Below are 15,495 nucleotides of genomic sequence, written 5' to 3' on the forward strand. Positions count from 1 at the left end.
TGTCGGCAGACGTGCTGTGATCCGGGCGGGTTCGCGGCGACGACCTCTCCCGCTCTGTGTTTCCGCTGAAGGTTCACCGAGTCGCAGCGACGGCGGGACACAACCGAAGAGCCCTGCGGCTTCCGACAGAGCAGCGGCAGGGGCTCACGAGTCCGGTTTCGACTACGCCGCGGATGTCTCCGCAGCGGTGTAACTGAGAACGCCGCGGATGTTACGGCCGGCACGCATGTCGTCGTATCCGTCATTGACCTTCTCGAGCGGGTAGGTCCGAGTGACCATCGCGTCGAGGTCGACCGAACCCGAACCCCACAGCTCGAGAACCTTCGGAATGTCGCCACGGGGGTTCGCCGAACCATAGAGACTTCCCACGATCTGCTTTTCCTGCAATGTGAGATCCATCAGATTCGCGGACACCTCACGCTCGAGCATGGGATGGATGTTGGTGACGACCAACCGGCCACGCTTGGCGATCATCGCGAGGGCCTTCGATACCAGCGCACCTTCACCGACGCCCATGGCGGTGATGAACTTGTCCGCACCGCGATGCCAGGTAGCCTCTGCGACAACAGCTTTGGCCTCTTCCCAGGATGCCGCGACATGAGTGGCACCCATCTTCAGCGCCATCTCCCGCTTGAACTCGTTCGGGTCGATCGCCGTGATCGTGCGCGCACCGGCCAGTCTCGCACCCTGGATCGCCGCGGCGCCGATGCCACCGACACCGGCCACGACCACGGTTTCACCGGGCCGGACGTCCGCGGTGTAGACCGCGGATCCCCATCCGGTGATGAACCCGCATCCCAGCAGGCACGCGCGGTCCAGCGGGTGGTGCGGTTCGATCTTGATGCAGCTCGCTTCGTTCACGACGGTGTGTTCGGCGAAGGAGCCGATACCACAGGCCAGCGCGAGATCGTGCTCCCGGATGTGGTGGCGCGCTGTCCCGTCCTGAATCTGCTTGCCGCTGTAGATCTTCGCACCGAGATCGCACAGGTTCTGATGTCCTGTCGAACACGAGGGACACCGTCCGCAGGACGGGATGAAACTGAATACGACATGGTCGCCCGGCTCGATCCACGAGACGTGCGAGCCCACCGCTTTCACGATGCCCGCACCTTCGTGTCCACCGATGCAGGGCAATGCGAACGGCATGTCACCGGTCACTATGTGCTCGTCCGAGTGACACATTCCTGACGCGTGCAACTCGACGAGCACTTCCTGTTCCTTCGGCGCATCGAGTTCGATCGTCTCGATCGACCAGGGCGAATTGCGTTCCCACAGAACGGCTGCCTGGGTCTGCATGAATGTCCTTCCAACGAAAAGGTGAGGTGAATCAGAGAATGATCGATCGAGGCTCGACGAAGCCGTCGATCCCTTCGGGACCGCCCTCGCGGCCGATGCCAGACTGCTTGAATCCTCCGAAGGGAGATCCGAAATCGATGGGCCCCGCAGAGTTGATGGACACCGATCCGACGCGCAGTCGTGCCGCGACCCGCGCAGCGCGCGCACGATCGGCCGACCACACTGCCGCGGCGAGTCCGTAGTCGGAATCGTTGGCCTGTGCCACGGCGTCGTCGTCGTCTCGATAGGCGATCACCACCGCCACCGGACCGAACAGTTCCGCCCGGGCGATCTCGGCACGATTGTCGACATCGGCGACGATCGTCGGCGCGACGAACCATCCCGAATCCAGCCCCTCCGGTCGGACGCCGCCGGTGACTACGCGCGCACCGTCCGATCGTGCTCGAGCGACAACGTTCTCTATGCGGTCGCGTGCAGCACGATTGATGACCGGGCCGACCTGCGTCGCTCGATCGGCGGGATCGCCGACCTTCAGCCGTCCTACAGCGGCTCCCAGAGCGTCGACCACTTCGTCGTACCGGGATTCGGAAACCAGAATGCGAGTCTGAGCGACGCAGATCTGGCCATTGTTGGCCATCACACCGGTCACGAGCCCACCGACCGTTTCGTCATCGAGGACCACATCGTCCAACACGACGGCCGCGGATTTACCGCCCAGTTCCAGGACACACCGACGAACATCCGCTGCACAGGCCGCACCGATCCTCTTGCCCGCCGCGGTGGATCCGGTGAAGCTGATCTTGTCGACACCGGGGTGCGACACCAGCGCTTCGCCTGTCTCGATGTCGCCGGAGACGATGTTGATCACGCCGTCGGGCAGGCCCGCTGCCTCGATGGCCTCGGTGAGCATCGACAGGGCGAGAGGAGCTTCGGGGGATGGTTTGAACACTACGGTGCAGCCAGCGGCGAGCGCGGGCGCGAGCTTGAGCGCGGCGGTGAACAACGGTGCGTTCCACGGAAGAATCGCACCGACCACGCCCACCGGAAGCCGCTGCACCAGTACCTGCCCGCCCACGGCGGAGGGACGGGTTTCCTCGAAAACGAAGTCTTCGGTGATCTTCTCGTAGGTTCGCAACACACCGACGGTCACGCCGATTTGGCCGAACGAGGCCCACTTTCGCGGTGATCCCACCTCCGCGGACACGACATCAGCCAAGACACTCGAGCGTGCCTGGATCTCGTCGGCCAATCGACCGATCGCGACGGCACGCTCGGCCGGAGTGGTCCGTGTCCACGGCCCGGTGGTCCCCGCCTGGCGCGCCGCGTCGACCGCGGCGTCGACGTCGTCTGTGGTCGCGGCGGTGACGTGGCCCAGGACGGAGCCGTCCGCGGGAGAACACACCGCTATCCGTTCACCGGTACCTGCCCGCCATTTGCCGCTGATGTAGGCGCCGTCGTAGTCGTGCACTTGCGATACCTCTCAGTCGGCCACGGTGGCACCTACAGCAGCCACCGAACCTCGATTCTGGCAGTAATGTCACTTTACGGCAAGGGTCGCCCCAGGACGGGCGCCGACAACGTCTTCGAGTTGATCCGGGGTGCTGCCGTGCAGAACCAGCTCGTCCGCGCCCGAGTCGCGATACCGCTCGAACATCGCCCAGCATTCGCTCGGAGTCCCCAACGCCGCAGCACCACGAACCCACTGCTCGGGCAGCACACGAGCGACCTCGACCAGCTGATCGCGCTCGAGTACCGAATCGGCCGCGCCGCGAACACCGGCCAGGAGTGGATGGTCACGAATGTCGGCGAGCCGCTGCACATCCCAGCCGTTCGCCGTCGCCAACTGCTCGCCGAAAGTAGGAATTTGGTAGTAGGACACCGCACGACCACCGACGACGGCTGCTTCCTCCTCCGCGGACAACCCGGACGCCACGATGACGGTGGCGTAGATCCGCACCGACTTCGGGTCCCGCCCCACGGCGGTCGCGGCAGCACGCACCACATCTGCCGAGCGACGAACGGCCTCCGGCGTCAGGAAAGGATGCAGCAAGACCCCGTCGAAGTGGCGGCCGGCGAGTTCGAGCCCCTTGGATCCGATGGCGGCGAACACCAACGGTGGAACAGGTGCCTCCGGCACGTCGGTCAAGCGCAACGATGGGTATGTTCCCGCAGGTCCGTCGTACTTCACCCGCTCGCCACGACACAGCCGACGAAAGATGTCGACGGAATCGACGATGGATGCGTTGGTCGACTTCGGCAGCCCCACCGCGCTCCACATCTTGTCGACCGACCGACCGATGCCGAGTACGACGCGACCATCCGACAGTCCCTGCGCAGTCATCGCCAACGACGCGAGCAGGGCAGGGTGTCGAGACTGAAAATGCGTTATGCCCGCACCGATCTTGATCGTGCTCGTGACCTGACTGAACGCGCCCGCGAGCACGCCGAAATCCTTGGTTCCCCAGCGTTCACTGAGCCACACAGTGCTCATGCCCAGACGCTGCGCCGCGATGGCCTGCGCGATCGCCGGTCGCGGATCGGGTACGCGACCGGGCAGCGCGTAGCCGCCCAACGCCAAGTCTGTCGGTGCGGATGCGGCGGTCGACTGGTCGCTCAGCGCTGCCTCGCGGGTGGATCCTTGGTGATTCATTCGTCTATTCTGACAGTATTGGTCACATACTTCTGCAATAGTCGGGAACCGGTGGGCGGTTGCGATCACGTGTCGGCCCGGAGGCCATATGCCGCAACTGACGTTCGGAGTCGAGGGAGCACATGGGTTACACGGCGACACGAGGGCAACTCGCGGGCGATGTCCGCGCCATACTCGAACAGTGGTTGCCCGACCGATTGACGGCGGCCGCTCACGCCGACTTCGAGATATCCGAGTTCTCCGCACCGGACGCCGGCTACTCCGGAAAAACAGTGTTCTTCACCGCGTCGTGGACCGATGCCGCCGGTGTGCGCATCCGCCGCGACCTGGTGCTGAGATTGCAGGCTGCCGACCATCAACTTTTCACCGAGCCCGACGCGGTCCGGCAGGCCGAGGTGATGCGGATACTGGGTCGCCACCCCGGTGTGTCGACGCCGACGATCGTTCTCATCGAACGAGACTCGACGGTGCTCGGCGCGCCGTTCTATCTGATGGAGCGGGTCGACGGCCGCACGCCGTCGGACGTCCCGAGCTGGCACAAACGCGGCTGGACCGCCGAGCTCACCGCTGATCAGCGGAAAGTAATGTGCGACAACGCATTACGTGCACTGGTTGCGGTGCACCGGATCGACGATGCCGACGATCTCGCTTTCCTGCGCGGACCCGACACCGGCGCGACACCACTCGAGCGCTACGTCGAGAACGTGCGGCGCTGGTACGAACAGCGTCGCGACGATCTCCTCGTGGGCACCGAGGAACTCGCATCAGCGATGACGGAGTTACTCGACCACGCGCCACACACCGATGCCGAGACCGTGGTCTGGGGAGACGCCCGGGTAGGCAACATGTCCTTCGCCGAGGATCTGTCGGTGTCAGCACTCTACGACTGGGAGACAGCGTCGACCGGTCCGGCGGACATCGACCTCGGATGGTGGTTGATGTTCGAGCGTTATCTGTGCGAAGCGCTCGGCTTCACCAGAATGCCAGGAGTTCCCGACGACGAGGAAACAGTGCGCCGTTACCTGAGCTTCGGTGGTCGACTCATCGGCGACATCTCCTACTTCCAGCTACTGGCTGCGGTGGTACTCGCTCTGATCACCAATCGTCTTGCCCTGCTGCTCATTCGCGACGGCCTCGAGGAAACCACCGCTCGCAGTTATCCCGCGACGGCGGTCGCGCTCGTCGATCGCTACCGCACCGATCGCCTTCAGCAGAGGAGACGCCTGGCCATGACGACCGAGTCCCCCACTCCCGCACCGGTCGGCACGGTGGGCGATAGCTGGGAAGTATTCATCGAACGCGGCAAGATCCGCGAGTTCGCGGCCGCGATGCAGTCGGACAATGCGGCCTACCAGGGACCCGAAGCCGTTGTTCCGCCGACATTTCTGGTCAATGCCGTGCAGTGGGCACCGCCGGGCGCACGTATAACAGTGGGATTCGAGCGCAAACGACTACTGCACGGCGAGCAGGAGTACATCTTCCACGGCGAACTCCCCCGAGCCGGTGACAAACTCGTTGCGCAGGAACGAGTTCTGGACCGATACACCAAGCCCGGCAAGCGGGGCGGCGAGATGACCTTCGCCGTCGTCGCCACCGAGTTCCGCTCCCCCGAGGGCGCGTTGATCGCCGAGGCACGTGCCACGTTCATCCAGACAGCCGCCCGAGGTGAGTCGAAATGACCGAGACCGCCGCGCGAATCACGGTCGGAACCACAGCGCCGCCCCGCGCTTTCGGCCCGCTGACCACCCAGATGTTCGTTCGATACTCCGGCGCGTCAGGTGATCTGAACCCGATGCACTATGACGACACCATCGCCCGAGCAGCAGGAAATCCGTCGGTGTTCTCCCAAGGAATGCATCAGTCCGCACTCCTGGCCACGTTCGCCACCGACTGGCTGGGCGCGACCAACCTTCGTCGGTTCAGTGTGCGGTTCAAAGAACAAGTGTGGCCCGGGGACATTCTGACCTGCACAGGCGAGGTCACCGACACCGAGCCGACCCCCGACGGAAAGCAGCTCGTCACCGTTGCGCTGACCTGTACACGTCAGACCGGTGGCGCGGCGATCACTGGCACCGCCGAATTTCGGGTCGACATCGGCGCGTAATCCAGGCACACACACCGTGGCGTCGGTTCGCTATGCGGGGCCATCTCATCATAGGCTGTTCATCGATGTCAGATAATCCGATAACCCGTCGCGCAAGCTATGGCCCATCGAGTCCTGACGTGGGGACCCGGGGCGCGAACACGCGCAGCAAAATCGTGGATGTGTCACTCGAGTTGTTCGGCGAGGTCGGATTCTTCAACACCTCGGTCGATACCATCGCGAAGGGTGCGGGAATCTCTCGCGCCACCTTGTACCAGTACTTTCCCGGCAAGGACGCGATCTTTCTCGAACTACTCGAGGAGTGCGGCCGCGCCCTCTTCCGCGTCGCGCGTCGGATCGGGCCGCTGGGTCCCACAGACGTGGGGTTCGACAACCTGAACTGGTGGCTCGGCGAATGGAGCTGGGTTTTCGAGAAGTACTCCACCATGTTCGTGCAGTGGACGGGGGTCGCGTCCTCGGACACCGCGGTACGTCCGGAGATCAACCGATTCGTCGGCGGATACAACCACCGAATCGCCGATCGTCTGGTGTCCTCCGGACTGGTCGGCATGGACGCCGACGCCGCTGCCGCGACGATGACAGCGGTCGTGCACAGGATGAACCTGTTCATTCACACCGACCGCGCTTACGGCCGCGACACACAGCCGGTCGTCGACTCAGTGTCGGTCTTCCTGCAGCTCATGCTGTTCCCCGATACGCCCGACTCGGTGCTGAGCGGATTGGGGCTCAGCGCTGTGGGGCACGAATCCATAGATGTCCCTCCGATGCCCGAGGTAGCGGGACTCACCACGCAAGATCGCACCGCCGGATTGAGCAAGCGCGCGATCAGAACGGTGCAGTCGCTGATGGATGCGGGTGCCGTCCAGTTTCGTGAGCGGGGCTACCACCGCACGAGCGTCGACGACATCATCGAACAGGCAGGCCTCGCCCGCGGCACGTTCTACAAGTACTTCAGCGAGAAGCAGGACCTCCTGGTCGCGCTGAGTACCGAAGCCATCGCATCGACAGTCGATTTCGCCGATCGGATCGTGCGGATCGACCCGATGGCATCGGACGACACCGAATTCCGTCAGTGGCTCGACGAATACCTCCACTTCTCGCTGCGCTTTGCCGGGACCATCGACGCCTGGACCGAGCACAGCACCGACAGCGACATCGTGCAGCGTCTGGGGTCGTTCGGGCAGGCGAAGATGGACAGCTCGTTACTGCGAGCCGTCAGATCTCGTAAGCGCGACTACCCGTTCGATCCGGTGATGGCGGCACTGATCTTCCGGGCCGTCATCGCTCGCGTGCCACAGGCGACTCAGGAACTCCCCACGCCCCTCTCGCGCGACGAAGTTCTCGATCTCCTGATCGCGTGCGTGCGACGGGGCTTCTTCACCAGAGCGAGCTGATTTCAGCCGAATCTGACAGTTCGTGTCGTATTGGAATGCGCTGGTGCACCTATACGAAGGCAAGTTCTTGAATATTTCTGACGTTTGTGTCATTTTGACAGGAAGGGCCGGTGCTCGCCGTCTCGACCACGAGCGCCCCCTTCACGACACTCGCGCCAGGAGAGGATCCATCACATGGACATCAGCACAGCGTCCGCGCTCGTCACGGGGGGCGCAGGTGGCCTCGGCGAGGCGACCGTCCGTCAACTCGTGGCCAAGGGCACCGCGGTCGTCATCGCCGATCTCAACGACGAGAAGGGGAAGGCACTCCAGGCCGAACTCGGCGGGAAGGTCAGCTACGTCAGCACCGATGTGATGGATGAGACCAGCGTCAACGCCGCGCTGGCAGTCGCGAACGACCTCGCTCCCTTACGGATCGTGGTCAATGCGCACGGCGGCGGCGCCGGAGCGTCGCGGGTGGTCGGCAAGGACGGCGAACCCGCGTCGTTCGAGCAATTCCAGTGGTACATCAACCTGTTCCTCAACGGCACATTCAACGTGCTGCGACTCGGCGCCGCCAGCATGGCCCGGAACGAGCCCGCCGGCGACAGCGGCCGCGGCGTCATCGTCAACACCGCCAGCATCGCCGCCTTCGAAGGCCAGATCGGTCAGACCGCGTACTCGGCCGCCAAGGGCGGAGTCGTCGGCCTCACCCTGCCCGCCGCACGCGATCTGACCAAGCTCGGCATCCGCGTCATGGCCATCGCGCCGGGGACATTCTTCACCCCTGCTTTCCGGATGGAACGCGAGGAGGCCGAGAAGTTCTGGGGGTCGAATGTTCCGTTCCCCAACCGCATGGGCAGCCCGTCCGAATACGCCGCACTGGTGCAGCACATCGCCGAGAACGACTACCTCAACGGTGAGGTGATCCGGATCGACGGCGCGCTGCGGTTCTCGCCCAAGTAGATCTCGCCGAGGGCCGCATCACGCACAACGGTCCGGTTCGCTCGGAGGATTCCGAGCGAACCGGACCGTTGTCGTTACTGGATACCAACGTCAGAATCAAGGCATTTCACTCAGATCACCGAAGCATCGCGAAGCCGTGCGATCTCCTCTTCGGACCGGCCCAGACCGGCAAGAATCGACCGGGTGTGTTCTCCGAGTCCGGGAACCGGGCCCATCCGAGCCTCCAGACCGCCGAGTGATGCGGGTGGCAGGAGCGCCGCGATGGAGCCGCCGGGTGTGTCCACGTGGCGCCATCTGTCGCGCTCTGCCAACACCGGGTGATCCCACAGTTGATGCATGGTGTTCATCCGAGCGTTGGCGATCGACGCCTCGTCCAGGTTCGCCGCCAATTCGTCTGCGGTGAAACGCTGCACGGCTACGGCGATGATGGATTCGAGTTCGTCTCTGTTGACCACTCGCGCCGGGTTCGTCGCGAACCGCGGGTCCTCGATCAGTTCCGGTTGTCGCAGAACGTCGGTGCACAGCCGACCCCATTCTCGTTGGTTCTGGATCGCCAGCAGGACCGAACCACCGTCGCCTGCGACGACCGGGCCGTACGGCGCGATCGTGGCATGGCGAGCACCCGTGCGCCGCGGGCTCGCTCCGCCGTACTGCGTGTAGTACGCCGGCGAACCCATCCATTCGGTGAGTGCCTCGAAGAGGGACACCGACACCGGCCTGGCCTTGCCGGTGGTCGCCCGAACGTACAGCGCGGTCATGACACCTGCGAACGCGAAGCTCCCGGCGGCGATGTCGGCAACCGAGATACCGGCTTTGGCAACATCTTCCGGGGAACCTGTCACCGAAAGCAGACCGGCCTCGGCTTGCACCAGCAGGTCGTAGGCCTTTCGGTTTCGCCACGGCCCGTCGGCGCCGTATCCGGAAATGTCGCACACGATCAGCGACGGGTGGCTCTGTGCCAGAGCGTCTGGCCCGAGTTCCATTCTCGCCGCAGCACCCGGGCCCAGATTTTGGACGAATACGTCGGCCCTGTCGAGCAACTCGCGCAACAGCTGCCGCCCTTCGGGCGCCTCGAGGTCGAGGGTGATCGATTCCTTGGATCGATTGAGCCACACGAAGTAGCTCGACTGGCCGTGCACGGTCGCGTCGTAGCCGCGGGCGAAATCTCCGGCGTCCGGACGCTCCACTTTGATCACGCGCGCACCGAGGTCCGCGAGTTGTCGGGTGGCGTACGGCGCGGCGACCGCCTGCTCGAGGCTCACGACGGTGATGCCGTCGAGTGGTAATTCGGTCATGGTTCCGCCCTCTGATTCCGATCGGTGCATCAGCGGGTGAGGGGATCGCGGGGAAGTCCGAGCAGGACGCCGGTCATCGAAGTTTGTGACCTTATGTGTCAGATATGGGCTATCCAATCCGGATGGTATCCGACAGGCAAATCCGTGGAACAGTCATGCGACGATGCGGGTCACGATCTCTCTGAGCAGTTCAGCGACCATGTTCCGAGACAAGTCACCGGTCGATCGCTCGATCATCGCCCGATTGTGGACAAGATGTCAGAAGATGACCTATCGTGCTGGGAGCAGTGAAGCACGACACACCAGGAGTGGACAGCCGCCCATGAGCATTTCCCTGATTCTGGAGATGGCGGTCTCGGGCAACCCGGACCGCATCGCACTCTCCGTCGAAGACTCTTCACTGACCTACCAGCAATTCACCGAGTTGGTGGCGGGCGTCGGCAGTGTTCTCATCGAGTCCGGAGCCAAGAGCGTCGTGTTCCTCGGCAGCTCGGGCCTCGAACTCCCCACCCTGCTTTTCGCTTCGGCCTACGCCGGTATCCCGTTCACCCCAGTCAACTACCGGCTCGCTGCCGGGGCGCTGCAAACGTTGATCGCGCGGGTCGACGGAGCGGTGGTCGTAGTCGACCGCTCGTACGCGCAGTCGGTCTCCGGAGTCGAAGCACCGGTCGTGCGCACCGACGAACTGTTCGCGCACGGACGCGAGCGCGTATCCGCGCCGTTGCCCGCCGTCGACGTCGATCCGGAGTCTCCGGCGATCGTGCTGTTCACCAGCGGCACGACCTCCGAACCCAAGGGCGTCGTCCTGCGCCACAGCCACCTGCTGAGCTACGTGATGAGCACGGTCGAGTTCGGTTCGGCGGACGAAGCCGACGCCGCCCTCATCAGCGTCCCGCCCTACCACGTGGCCGGAATGGGCACGATCGTCAGCAACTTCTACGCGTGCAGGCGAATGATCTACCTCCCCAACTTCGATGCCGCGCGATGGGTTTCGCTCGCCCGCGCGCAGCATGCGACATCTGCCATGGTCGTCCCGACCATGCTCGACCGCATCGTCGACCATCTGGGCACCGCACGGGTCGACATCCCGACGTTGAAATCACTGTCCTACGGTGGCGCTCGCATGCCACGGCCCACTCTCGAAGCCGCGCTACGTGGGTTTCCCGGCGTCGGATTCGTCAACGCCTACGGCCTCACCGAGACCAGCTCGACCATCGCCCTGCTCGGACCCGAGGACCACCGAGACGCGCTCGACAGCGACGACCCGGCAGTCGCCGCCCGCCTCGGATCGGTCGGGCGCCCGGTGCCCGGAATAGAGATCGAGATCCGCGACTCCGACGACAACGCGGTTCCGCCCGGCGAACAAGGCGAACTCTGGGTACGCGGGCCACAGGTCTCGGGCGAATACATGGGCTCCGGATCGGTGCTCGACGCCGAAGGATGGTTCCCAACGAAGGACCTCGCCTACCAGGACGCCGACGGGTTCCTCTTCGTCGTCGGACGCAATGACGACACCATCATTCGTGGTGGCGAGAACATCGCGCCCGCGGAGATCGAGGATGTACTCGTCGCGCATCCACTGGTCAGATCGGTTGCCGTCGTTGGTATTCCGGACGACCACTGGGGCCAGGCGATCGTCGCGATGGTGGTACTGAAATCCGGTGCCATCTCCGGGCAGGAGCAGCTTCGCGACTTCGTTCGCGCAAAGCTCCGCGGCTCGCGGACGCCGGATCGCATCGTCTTTCGCAGTGAGTTGCCGAGCACCCTCACCGGAAAAATTCTGCGGAGGAACATCGTCGCGGACATTCTGGCGTCGACCGAGGCCACATCGGCCTGAGGCCGGGCCGAAGTTCACTGCTTTTGTGCAAGAGATTCGAGGAGAGCAAGAATGTTGAAGACCGGAGCCAGACTGCAAAGTCAGGTATGCAGCACACAGGTGATCATCGTCCGTGCGGGCAGTGCCGACGTCGCTCTTCAATGCGGTGGATATCCCATGCTCGAGCTGTCCGAGACTCCCGCCGAAGGCCTCACTGCCGCAGCGGGATTCGCCGAGGGAACCGCGATCGGCAAGCGATACGTCAATGCCGACGGCACCGTCGAGGTACTCGCCACCAAGGCCGGAGCAGGCTCGCTCGCACTCGACGGCACGGCATTGACGCTGAAGGCGGCCAAGCCTCTGCCCTCCAGCGACTGAGCGCGTGGCTACCGACAGCGCCGGCCGCGCCGGTCCGCTGACCGGGATTCGTGTCCTCGAACTTGCCGGAATCGGTCCGGGTCCGCACGCATCGATGATGCTCGCGGATCTGGGCGCGGATGTCGTCCGCATTCAGCGACCGGGCCAGTTGCCCGTGGCCGGAAAGACGCCCAGCCAGCAGTCGCGCGGTAGGACCATCGTCGAGGCCGACCTCAAGAAGCCGGCGGACGTCGAGACCATCCTCGGGTTGGTCGAGCGCGCCGATGTTCTCGTTGAGGGATTTCGTCCCGGCGTGACCGAACGCTTGGGACTCGGGCCGGACGTCGCACTCGTGCGTAATCCTGGCCTGATCTACGGCCGGGTCACCGGCTGGGGTCAGGACGGACCGCGGGCACAGGAACCCGGTCACGACCTCAACTACATCTCGACCACCGGTCTCTTGCACGCGGTTGGCCGGAAGGACGAACGCCCGGTACCGCCACTGAATCTGTTCGGAGACTTCGGTGGTGGATCGATGTTCTTGGTCGTCGGGGTGCTCGCGGCGCTCGTCGAGCGGCAGTCCTCCGGGCTCGGACAGGTCATCGACGCCGCCATGGTCGACGGCGCCCCCGCACTCGGACATTTGCTGTGGTCGATGCGCGGCACCGGCCAGTGGTCCGAAGATCGTGGCACGAACGTCTTCGACGGCAGCGCACCGTTCTACGACACGTATGAGTGCGCGGACGGAAAGTACGTGGCCGTCGGGGCGCTCGAACCGCAGTTCTTCGCGGAACTGCTCCGCGTACTCGACATCGACGCGACAGGCTGGACGCCTCAGCGCGACGAGAGTGGGTGGCCGCAGATGCGCGCGGTGCTCACCGAGCGATTCGCCACTCGGTCACGCGAGGAATGGTCAGCGCTGTTCGGCGGGGTATCAGCCTGTGTCACACCAGTTCTCAGCTTCGCCGAAGCCGCTCTCGATCCGCACATGACCGCACGAAACACCTTCGTCGATATCGACGGTGTGAGCCAACCGGCGCCCGCGCCGCGGTTCTCGAGAACTCCGCCCGCCGTGCCGCTCGCGCCACCACGGCACTCGGTGTCTGCTGCCCGAGTATGGACATGACCTCCTCGAGATCGGAAGGCAGTCTCGCAGGGCTGCGGGTACTCGAGATCGCCAATATCGGGCCCAGTTCTCATGCGGCGATGTTGTTGGCGGACATGGGAGCCGACGTCATCCGAGTGCAGCGCCCGGGTGAACTCGACGCAGATGCCACCGGTCACCTCTCGCGAGGGAGGGTGGTCATAGAGGCCGATCTGAAGACATCGGCCGGAACCGACCTCGTCCGCACCCTGGCCGAGCGGGCCGACGTCTTCATCGAAGGTTTCCGGCCCGGAGTCACCGAGCGACTCGGCATCGGGCCACAGGACATGCTCCGCCTTGCTCCGCGGCTCGTGTACGCGCGTGTCACCGGCTGGGGGCAGGACGGGCCGAACGCGCGGAAGGCCGGGCACGACATCAATTTCCTGGCCCCCACCGGCATCCTGCACGCGATGGGTCGCGTAGGCGAACGGCCGGTCCCTCCGCTGAATCTCATCGCCGGTTTCGGGGCCGGTTCGATGTTTCTCGTCACCGGCATCCTGGCCGCGCTCTGGGAACGACAGTCGTCGGGGCAGGGGCAGGTGGTGGACGTCGCCATGGCCGATGGCGCCGCGCTGCTCGCGCAACAGGCATGGTCCATGCGCGCCACCGGCGCCTGGTCCGACGACCGAGGACACAACCTCGTCGACGGCAGTTGCCCTTTCTGGGATACCTACGAGTGCGCCGACGGCAAGTACATGGCGGTGGGTGCGTTCGAGCCGCTGTTCTACGACAGGTTGCTCGCCGCACTCGACCTCGACCCGAAACATATGCCGCCACAACAGGATCAGGAGCAGTGGCCGACGCTCCGCAGCATCATCGCCGAACGTTTCGCCTCGGACACACGTGAGCACTGGGCCGAAATATTCGAGGACCTCGATGCCTGCGTCACGCCGGTGTCGAGTTTCGCCGAGGCACCGGACAATCCGCACTTTCGGGCCCGAGGCACCTTCACCACGATCGACGGCGTCGTACAACCCGGCCCGGTCCCCGCCTTCTCCCGTACCCCGTCACCGGTTCCCACACCACCCCCGCGCGCGCCCGCTCCCCCCGGCACGACCTGGCAATGAGACAGACCCGAACAGCAGAAGGAATTCGATGTCGGAAACAACGACCACGGCCGATGCACCCGCGTTGATCGAACGTCGTGGGCACGTCATGGTGATCACGCTGAACCGCCCACAGGCCCGCAATGCCGTCAACGCCGAGATGTGCGTTCGTGTCGGTGACGCACTCGAAGAAGCCGATAACGATGCAGATGTCCGCGTCGTCGTCCTGACCGGTGCCGGCGACAAAGCATTCTGCGCAGGCGCTGATCTGAAGGCCCTCTCCCGCGGCGAGAGCGTCATCCCCGCAGGGCGCGAGAAGTGGGGACTGGCGGGCTATGTCTCCCATGCCATTTCCAAGCCGACGATCGCCGCGGTGAACGGGCCCGCGCTCGGGGGCGGTACCGAACTGGTGCTCGCCAGCGACTTGGCTGTCGCCGCCGACACCGCGGTGTTCGGACTGCCCGAAGTCACGCGCGGGCTCATCGCGGGCGCGGGTGGGGCCTTTCGACTGGCCCACGCGCTGCCACCGGTCGTGGCTATGGAACTCTTGCTGACGGGTGACCCGATCACCGCGCAGCAGGCGCTCGAGTTCCACCTGATCAATCGGGTCGTGCCGGCTGATCAGTTGCTGGACACCGCGCTCGGACTGGCCGAAAGAATCGCGGCCAATGCGCCACTGGCCGTCCAGGCGCACAAGCGAATTGCCTTGCAGCAGCATGCCGATGGAAGTCGTCCCGGCGAAGCCGCCGGATGGGCGATGACCAGCGACGCACTCCGTGCGATCGCGCACTCCCAGGATGCGAAGGAAGGCCCCCGCGCGTTCGCTGAGAAGCGCACACCGGTCTGGCAGGGGAAGTAGATGGCCGTGAACACTTCGACACCGACCCGCACTGCCCTGGTGACCGGCGGCACCGGCGGCCTCGGTTCGGCCGTCACCACGCACCTGCTCGAGACCGGATGGCGCGTCGTCGTGCCCTGGCTCGTCCGAGACGAACTCTCCAGGCTGGGTGAACATCCGAATCTGCGTCTCGTTCAGGCAGACCTCTCGGATCCCTTGCGCTGGAATACTTCGACGATCACATTCGAGTCAACGCACTACTCCCGTTCGTAATCGATACGCCGGGCAATCGTGCGGCGATGCCCGATTCGACGCGCAAGGGTTGGGCGAAGCCCGCCGATATCGCGCGCGTCATCGAGTTCCTCCTCTCGGACGACGGTGCGGCGGTAACCGGTGGATCGATACCCGTAACCGGCGTGGACTGAAATCGGTCGAGCGCGGGCGCCGACATGGGCGCTCGCGCTGGGAGGTGTCAAGTCGGCAATGGACAGCGAGAGCTGTTACGAGAGCGTGCTTCTCGCACTGTGTGAGCGTTCGACAGCAAATTCGGACCAACGGCGTCTTACCGCATCGAGCGGGCGGAGAGGCCGCCATCGAGCGCTACTGAAAC

At 64.6% G+C, this 15,495-nt stretch carries 13 protein-coding genes and 2 pseudogenes; 11 read left to right on the top strand and 4 right to left on the bottom strand.

Annotated elements, in window-relative coordinates:
• Positions 1-162: 162 nt before the first annotated feature.
• From OG874_RS17705 to OG874_RS17715, 3 genes are all read right to left on the bottom strand, one after another.
• Complete coding sequence (locus OG874_RS17705; protein WP_330256232.1) at positions 163-1,296, bottom strand: NDMA-dependent alcohol dehydrogenase; 1,134 nt, start codon at positions 1,294-1,296, stop codon at positions 163-165.
• Between the two features lie 31 nt (positions 1,297-1,327).
• The gene (locus OG874_RS17710; RefSeq protein ID WP_330256233.1) at positions 1,328-2,764 is read right to left on the bottom strand and encodes an aldehyde dehydrogenase family protein; all 1,437 of its coding nucleotides are present in this window, start codon (positions 2,762-2,764) and stop codon (positions 1,328-1,330) included.
• A 69-nt stretch (positions 2,765-2,833) separates the two neighbouring features.
• Entirely contained in the window at positions 2,834-3,946 is a 1,113-nt protein-coding gene (locus OG874_RS17715) for a TIGR03857 family LLM class F420-dependent oxidoreductase (protein ID WP_330256234.1), read from the bottom strand.
• A gap of 122 nt (positions 3,947-4,068) precedes the next feature.
• On the opposite strand from OG874_RS17715, the pseudogene OG874_RS17720 reads away from it, so the two are divergent.
• The 5 genes and pseudogenes from OG874_RS17720 to OG874_RS17740 form a co-directional block, all read left to right on the top strand.
• Positions 4,069-4,884, top strand: a pseudogene (locus tag OG874_RS17720) (phosphotransferase family protein); the annotation flags it as partial.
• A gap of 291 nt (positions 4,885-5,175) precedes the next feature.
• Positions 5,176-5,625: an FAS1-like dehydratase domain-containing protein gene (locus tag OG874_RS17725; protein WP_330257325.1), complete on the top strand. Its 450-nt coding sequence runs from the start codon at positions 5,176-5,178 to the stop codon at positions 5,623-5,625.
• Positions 5,622-6,050: a MaoC/PaaZ C-terminal domain-containing protein gene (locus tag OG874_RS17730; RefSeq protein ID WP_330256235.1), complete on the top strand. Its 429-nt coding sequence runs from the start codon at positions 5,622-5,624 to the stop codon at positions 6,048-6,050. Before OG874_RS17725 ends, OG874_RS17730 begins: the two co-directional genes overlap by 4 nt.
• A gap of 65 nt (positions 6,051-6,115) precedes the next feature.
• On the top strand, positions 6,116-7,444 hold the full coding sequence (locus tag OG874_RS17735) for a TetR/AcrR family transcriptional regulator (RefSeq protein ID WP_330256236.1): 1,329 nt from the start codon (positions 6,116-6,118) through the stop codon (positions 7,442-7,444).
• A 174-nt stretch (positions 7,445-7,618) separates the two neighbouring features.
• Positions 7,619-8,389, top strand: coding sequence for an SDR family NAD(P)-dependent oxidoreductase (locus tag OG874_RS17740; RefSeq protein ID WP_330256237.1), 771 nt, complete (start codon positions 7,619-7,621; stop codon positions 8,387-8,389).
• Between the two features lie 110 nt (positions 8,390-8,499).
• On the opposite strand, the gene OG874_RS17745 is transcribed toward OG874_RS17740, so the two are convergent.
• On the bottom strand, positions 8,500-9,684 hold the full coding sequence (locus OG874_RS17745) for a CaiB/BaiF CoA transferase family protein (protein WP_330256238.1): 1,185 nt from the start codon (positions 9,682-9,684) through the stop codon (positions 8,500-8,502).
• A gap of 322 nt (positions 9,685-10,006) precedes the next feature.
• Here OG874_RS17745 and OG874_RS17750 point away from each other — a divergent pair, with 322 nt between their 5' ends.
• The 6 genes and pseudogenes from OG874_RS17750 (at position 10,007) to OG874_RS17775 (ending at position 15,310) form a co-directional block, all read left to right on the top strand.
• The gene (locus OG874_RS17750; RefSeq protein ID WP_330256239.1) at positions 10,007-11,521 is read left to right on the top strand and encodes a class I adenylate-forming enzyme family protein; all 1,515 of its coding nucleotides are present in this window, start codon (positions 10,007-10,009) and stop codon (positions 11,519-11,521) included.
• A gap of 51 nt (positions 11,522-11,572) precedes the next feature.
• On the top strand, positions 11,573-11,878 hold the full coding sequence (locus OG874_RS17755) for a hypothetical protein (protein ID WP_330256240.1): 306 nt from the start codon (positions 11,573-11,575) through the stop codon (positions 11,876-11,878).
• A gap of 4 nt (positions 11,879-11,882) precedes the next feature.
• Entirely contained in the window at positions 11,883-12,983 is a 1,101-nt protein-coding gene (locus OG874_RS17760) for a CaiB/BaiF CoA transferase family protein (RefSeq protein WP_330256241.1), read from the top strand.
• On the top strand, positions 12,974-14,068 hold the full coding sequence (locus OG874_RS17765) for a CaiB/BaiF CoA transferase family protein (protein ID WP_442943355.1): 1,095 nt from the start codon (positions 12,974-12,976) through the stop codon (positions 14,066-14,068). Before OG874_RS17760 ends, OG874_RS17765 begins: the two co-directional genes overlap by 10 nt.
• Before the next feature lie 28 nt (positions 14,069-14,096).
• Positions 14,097-14,906 carry a crotonase/enoyl-CoA hydratase family protein gene (locus OG874_RS17770; RefSeq protein WP_330256243.1) on the top strand — a complete coding sequence of 270 codons (810 nt, stop codon included), beginning with the start codon at positions 14,097-14,099 and terminating at the stop codon, positions 14,904-14,906.
• A pseudogene (locus OG874_RS17775) lies at positions 14,907-15,310 on the top strand (SDR family oxidoreductase).
• Positions 15,311-15,495: the final 185 nt, after the last annotated feature.

The organism is Nocardia sp. NBC_00565, from assembly GCF_036345915.1.
Lineage (GTDB): Bacteria > Actinomycetota > Actinomycetes > Mycobacteriales > Mycobacteriaceae > Nocardia.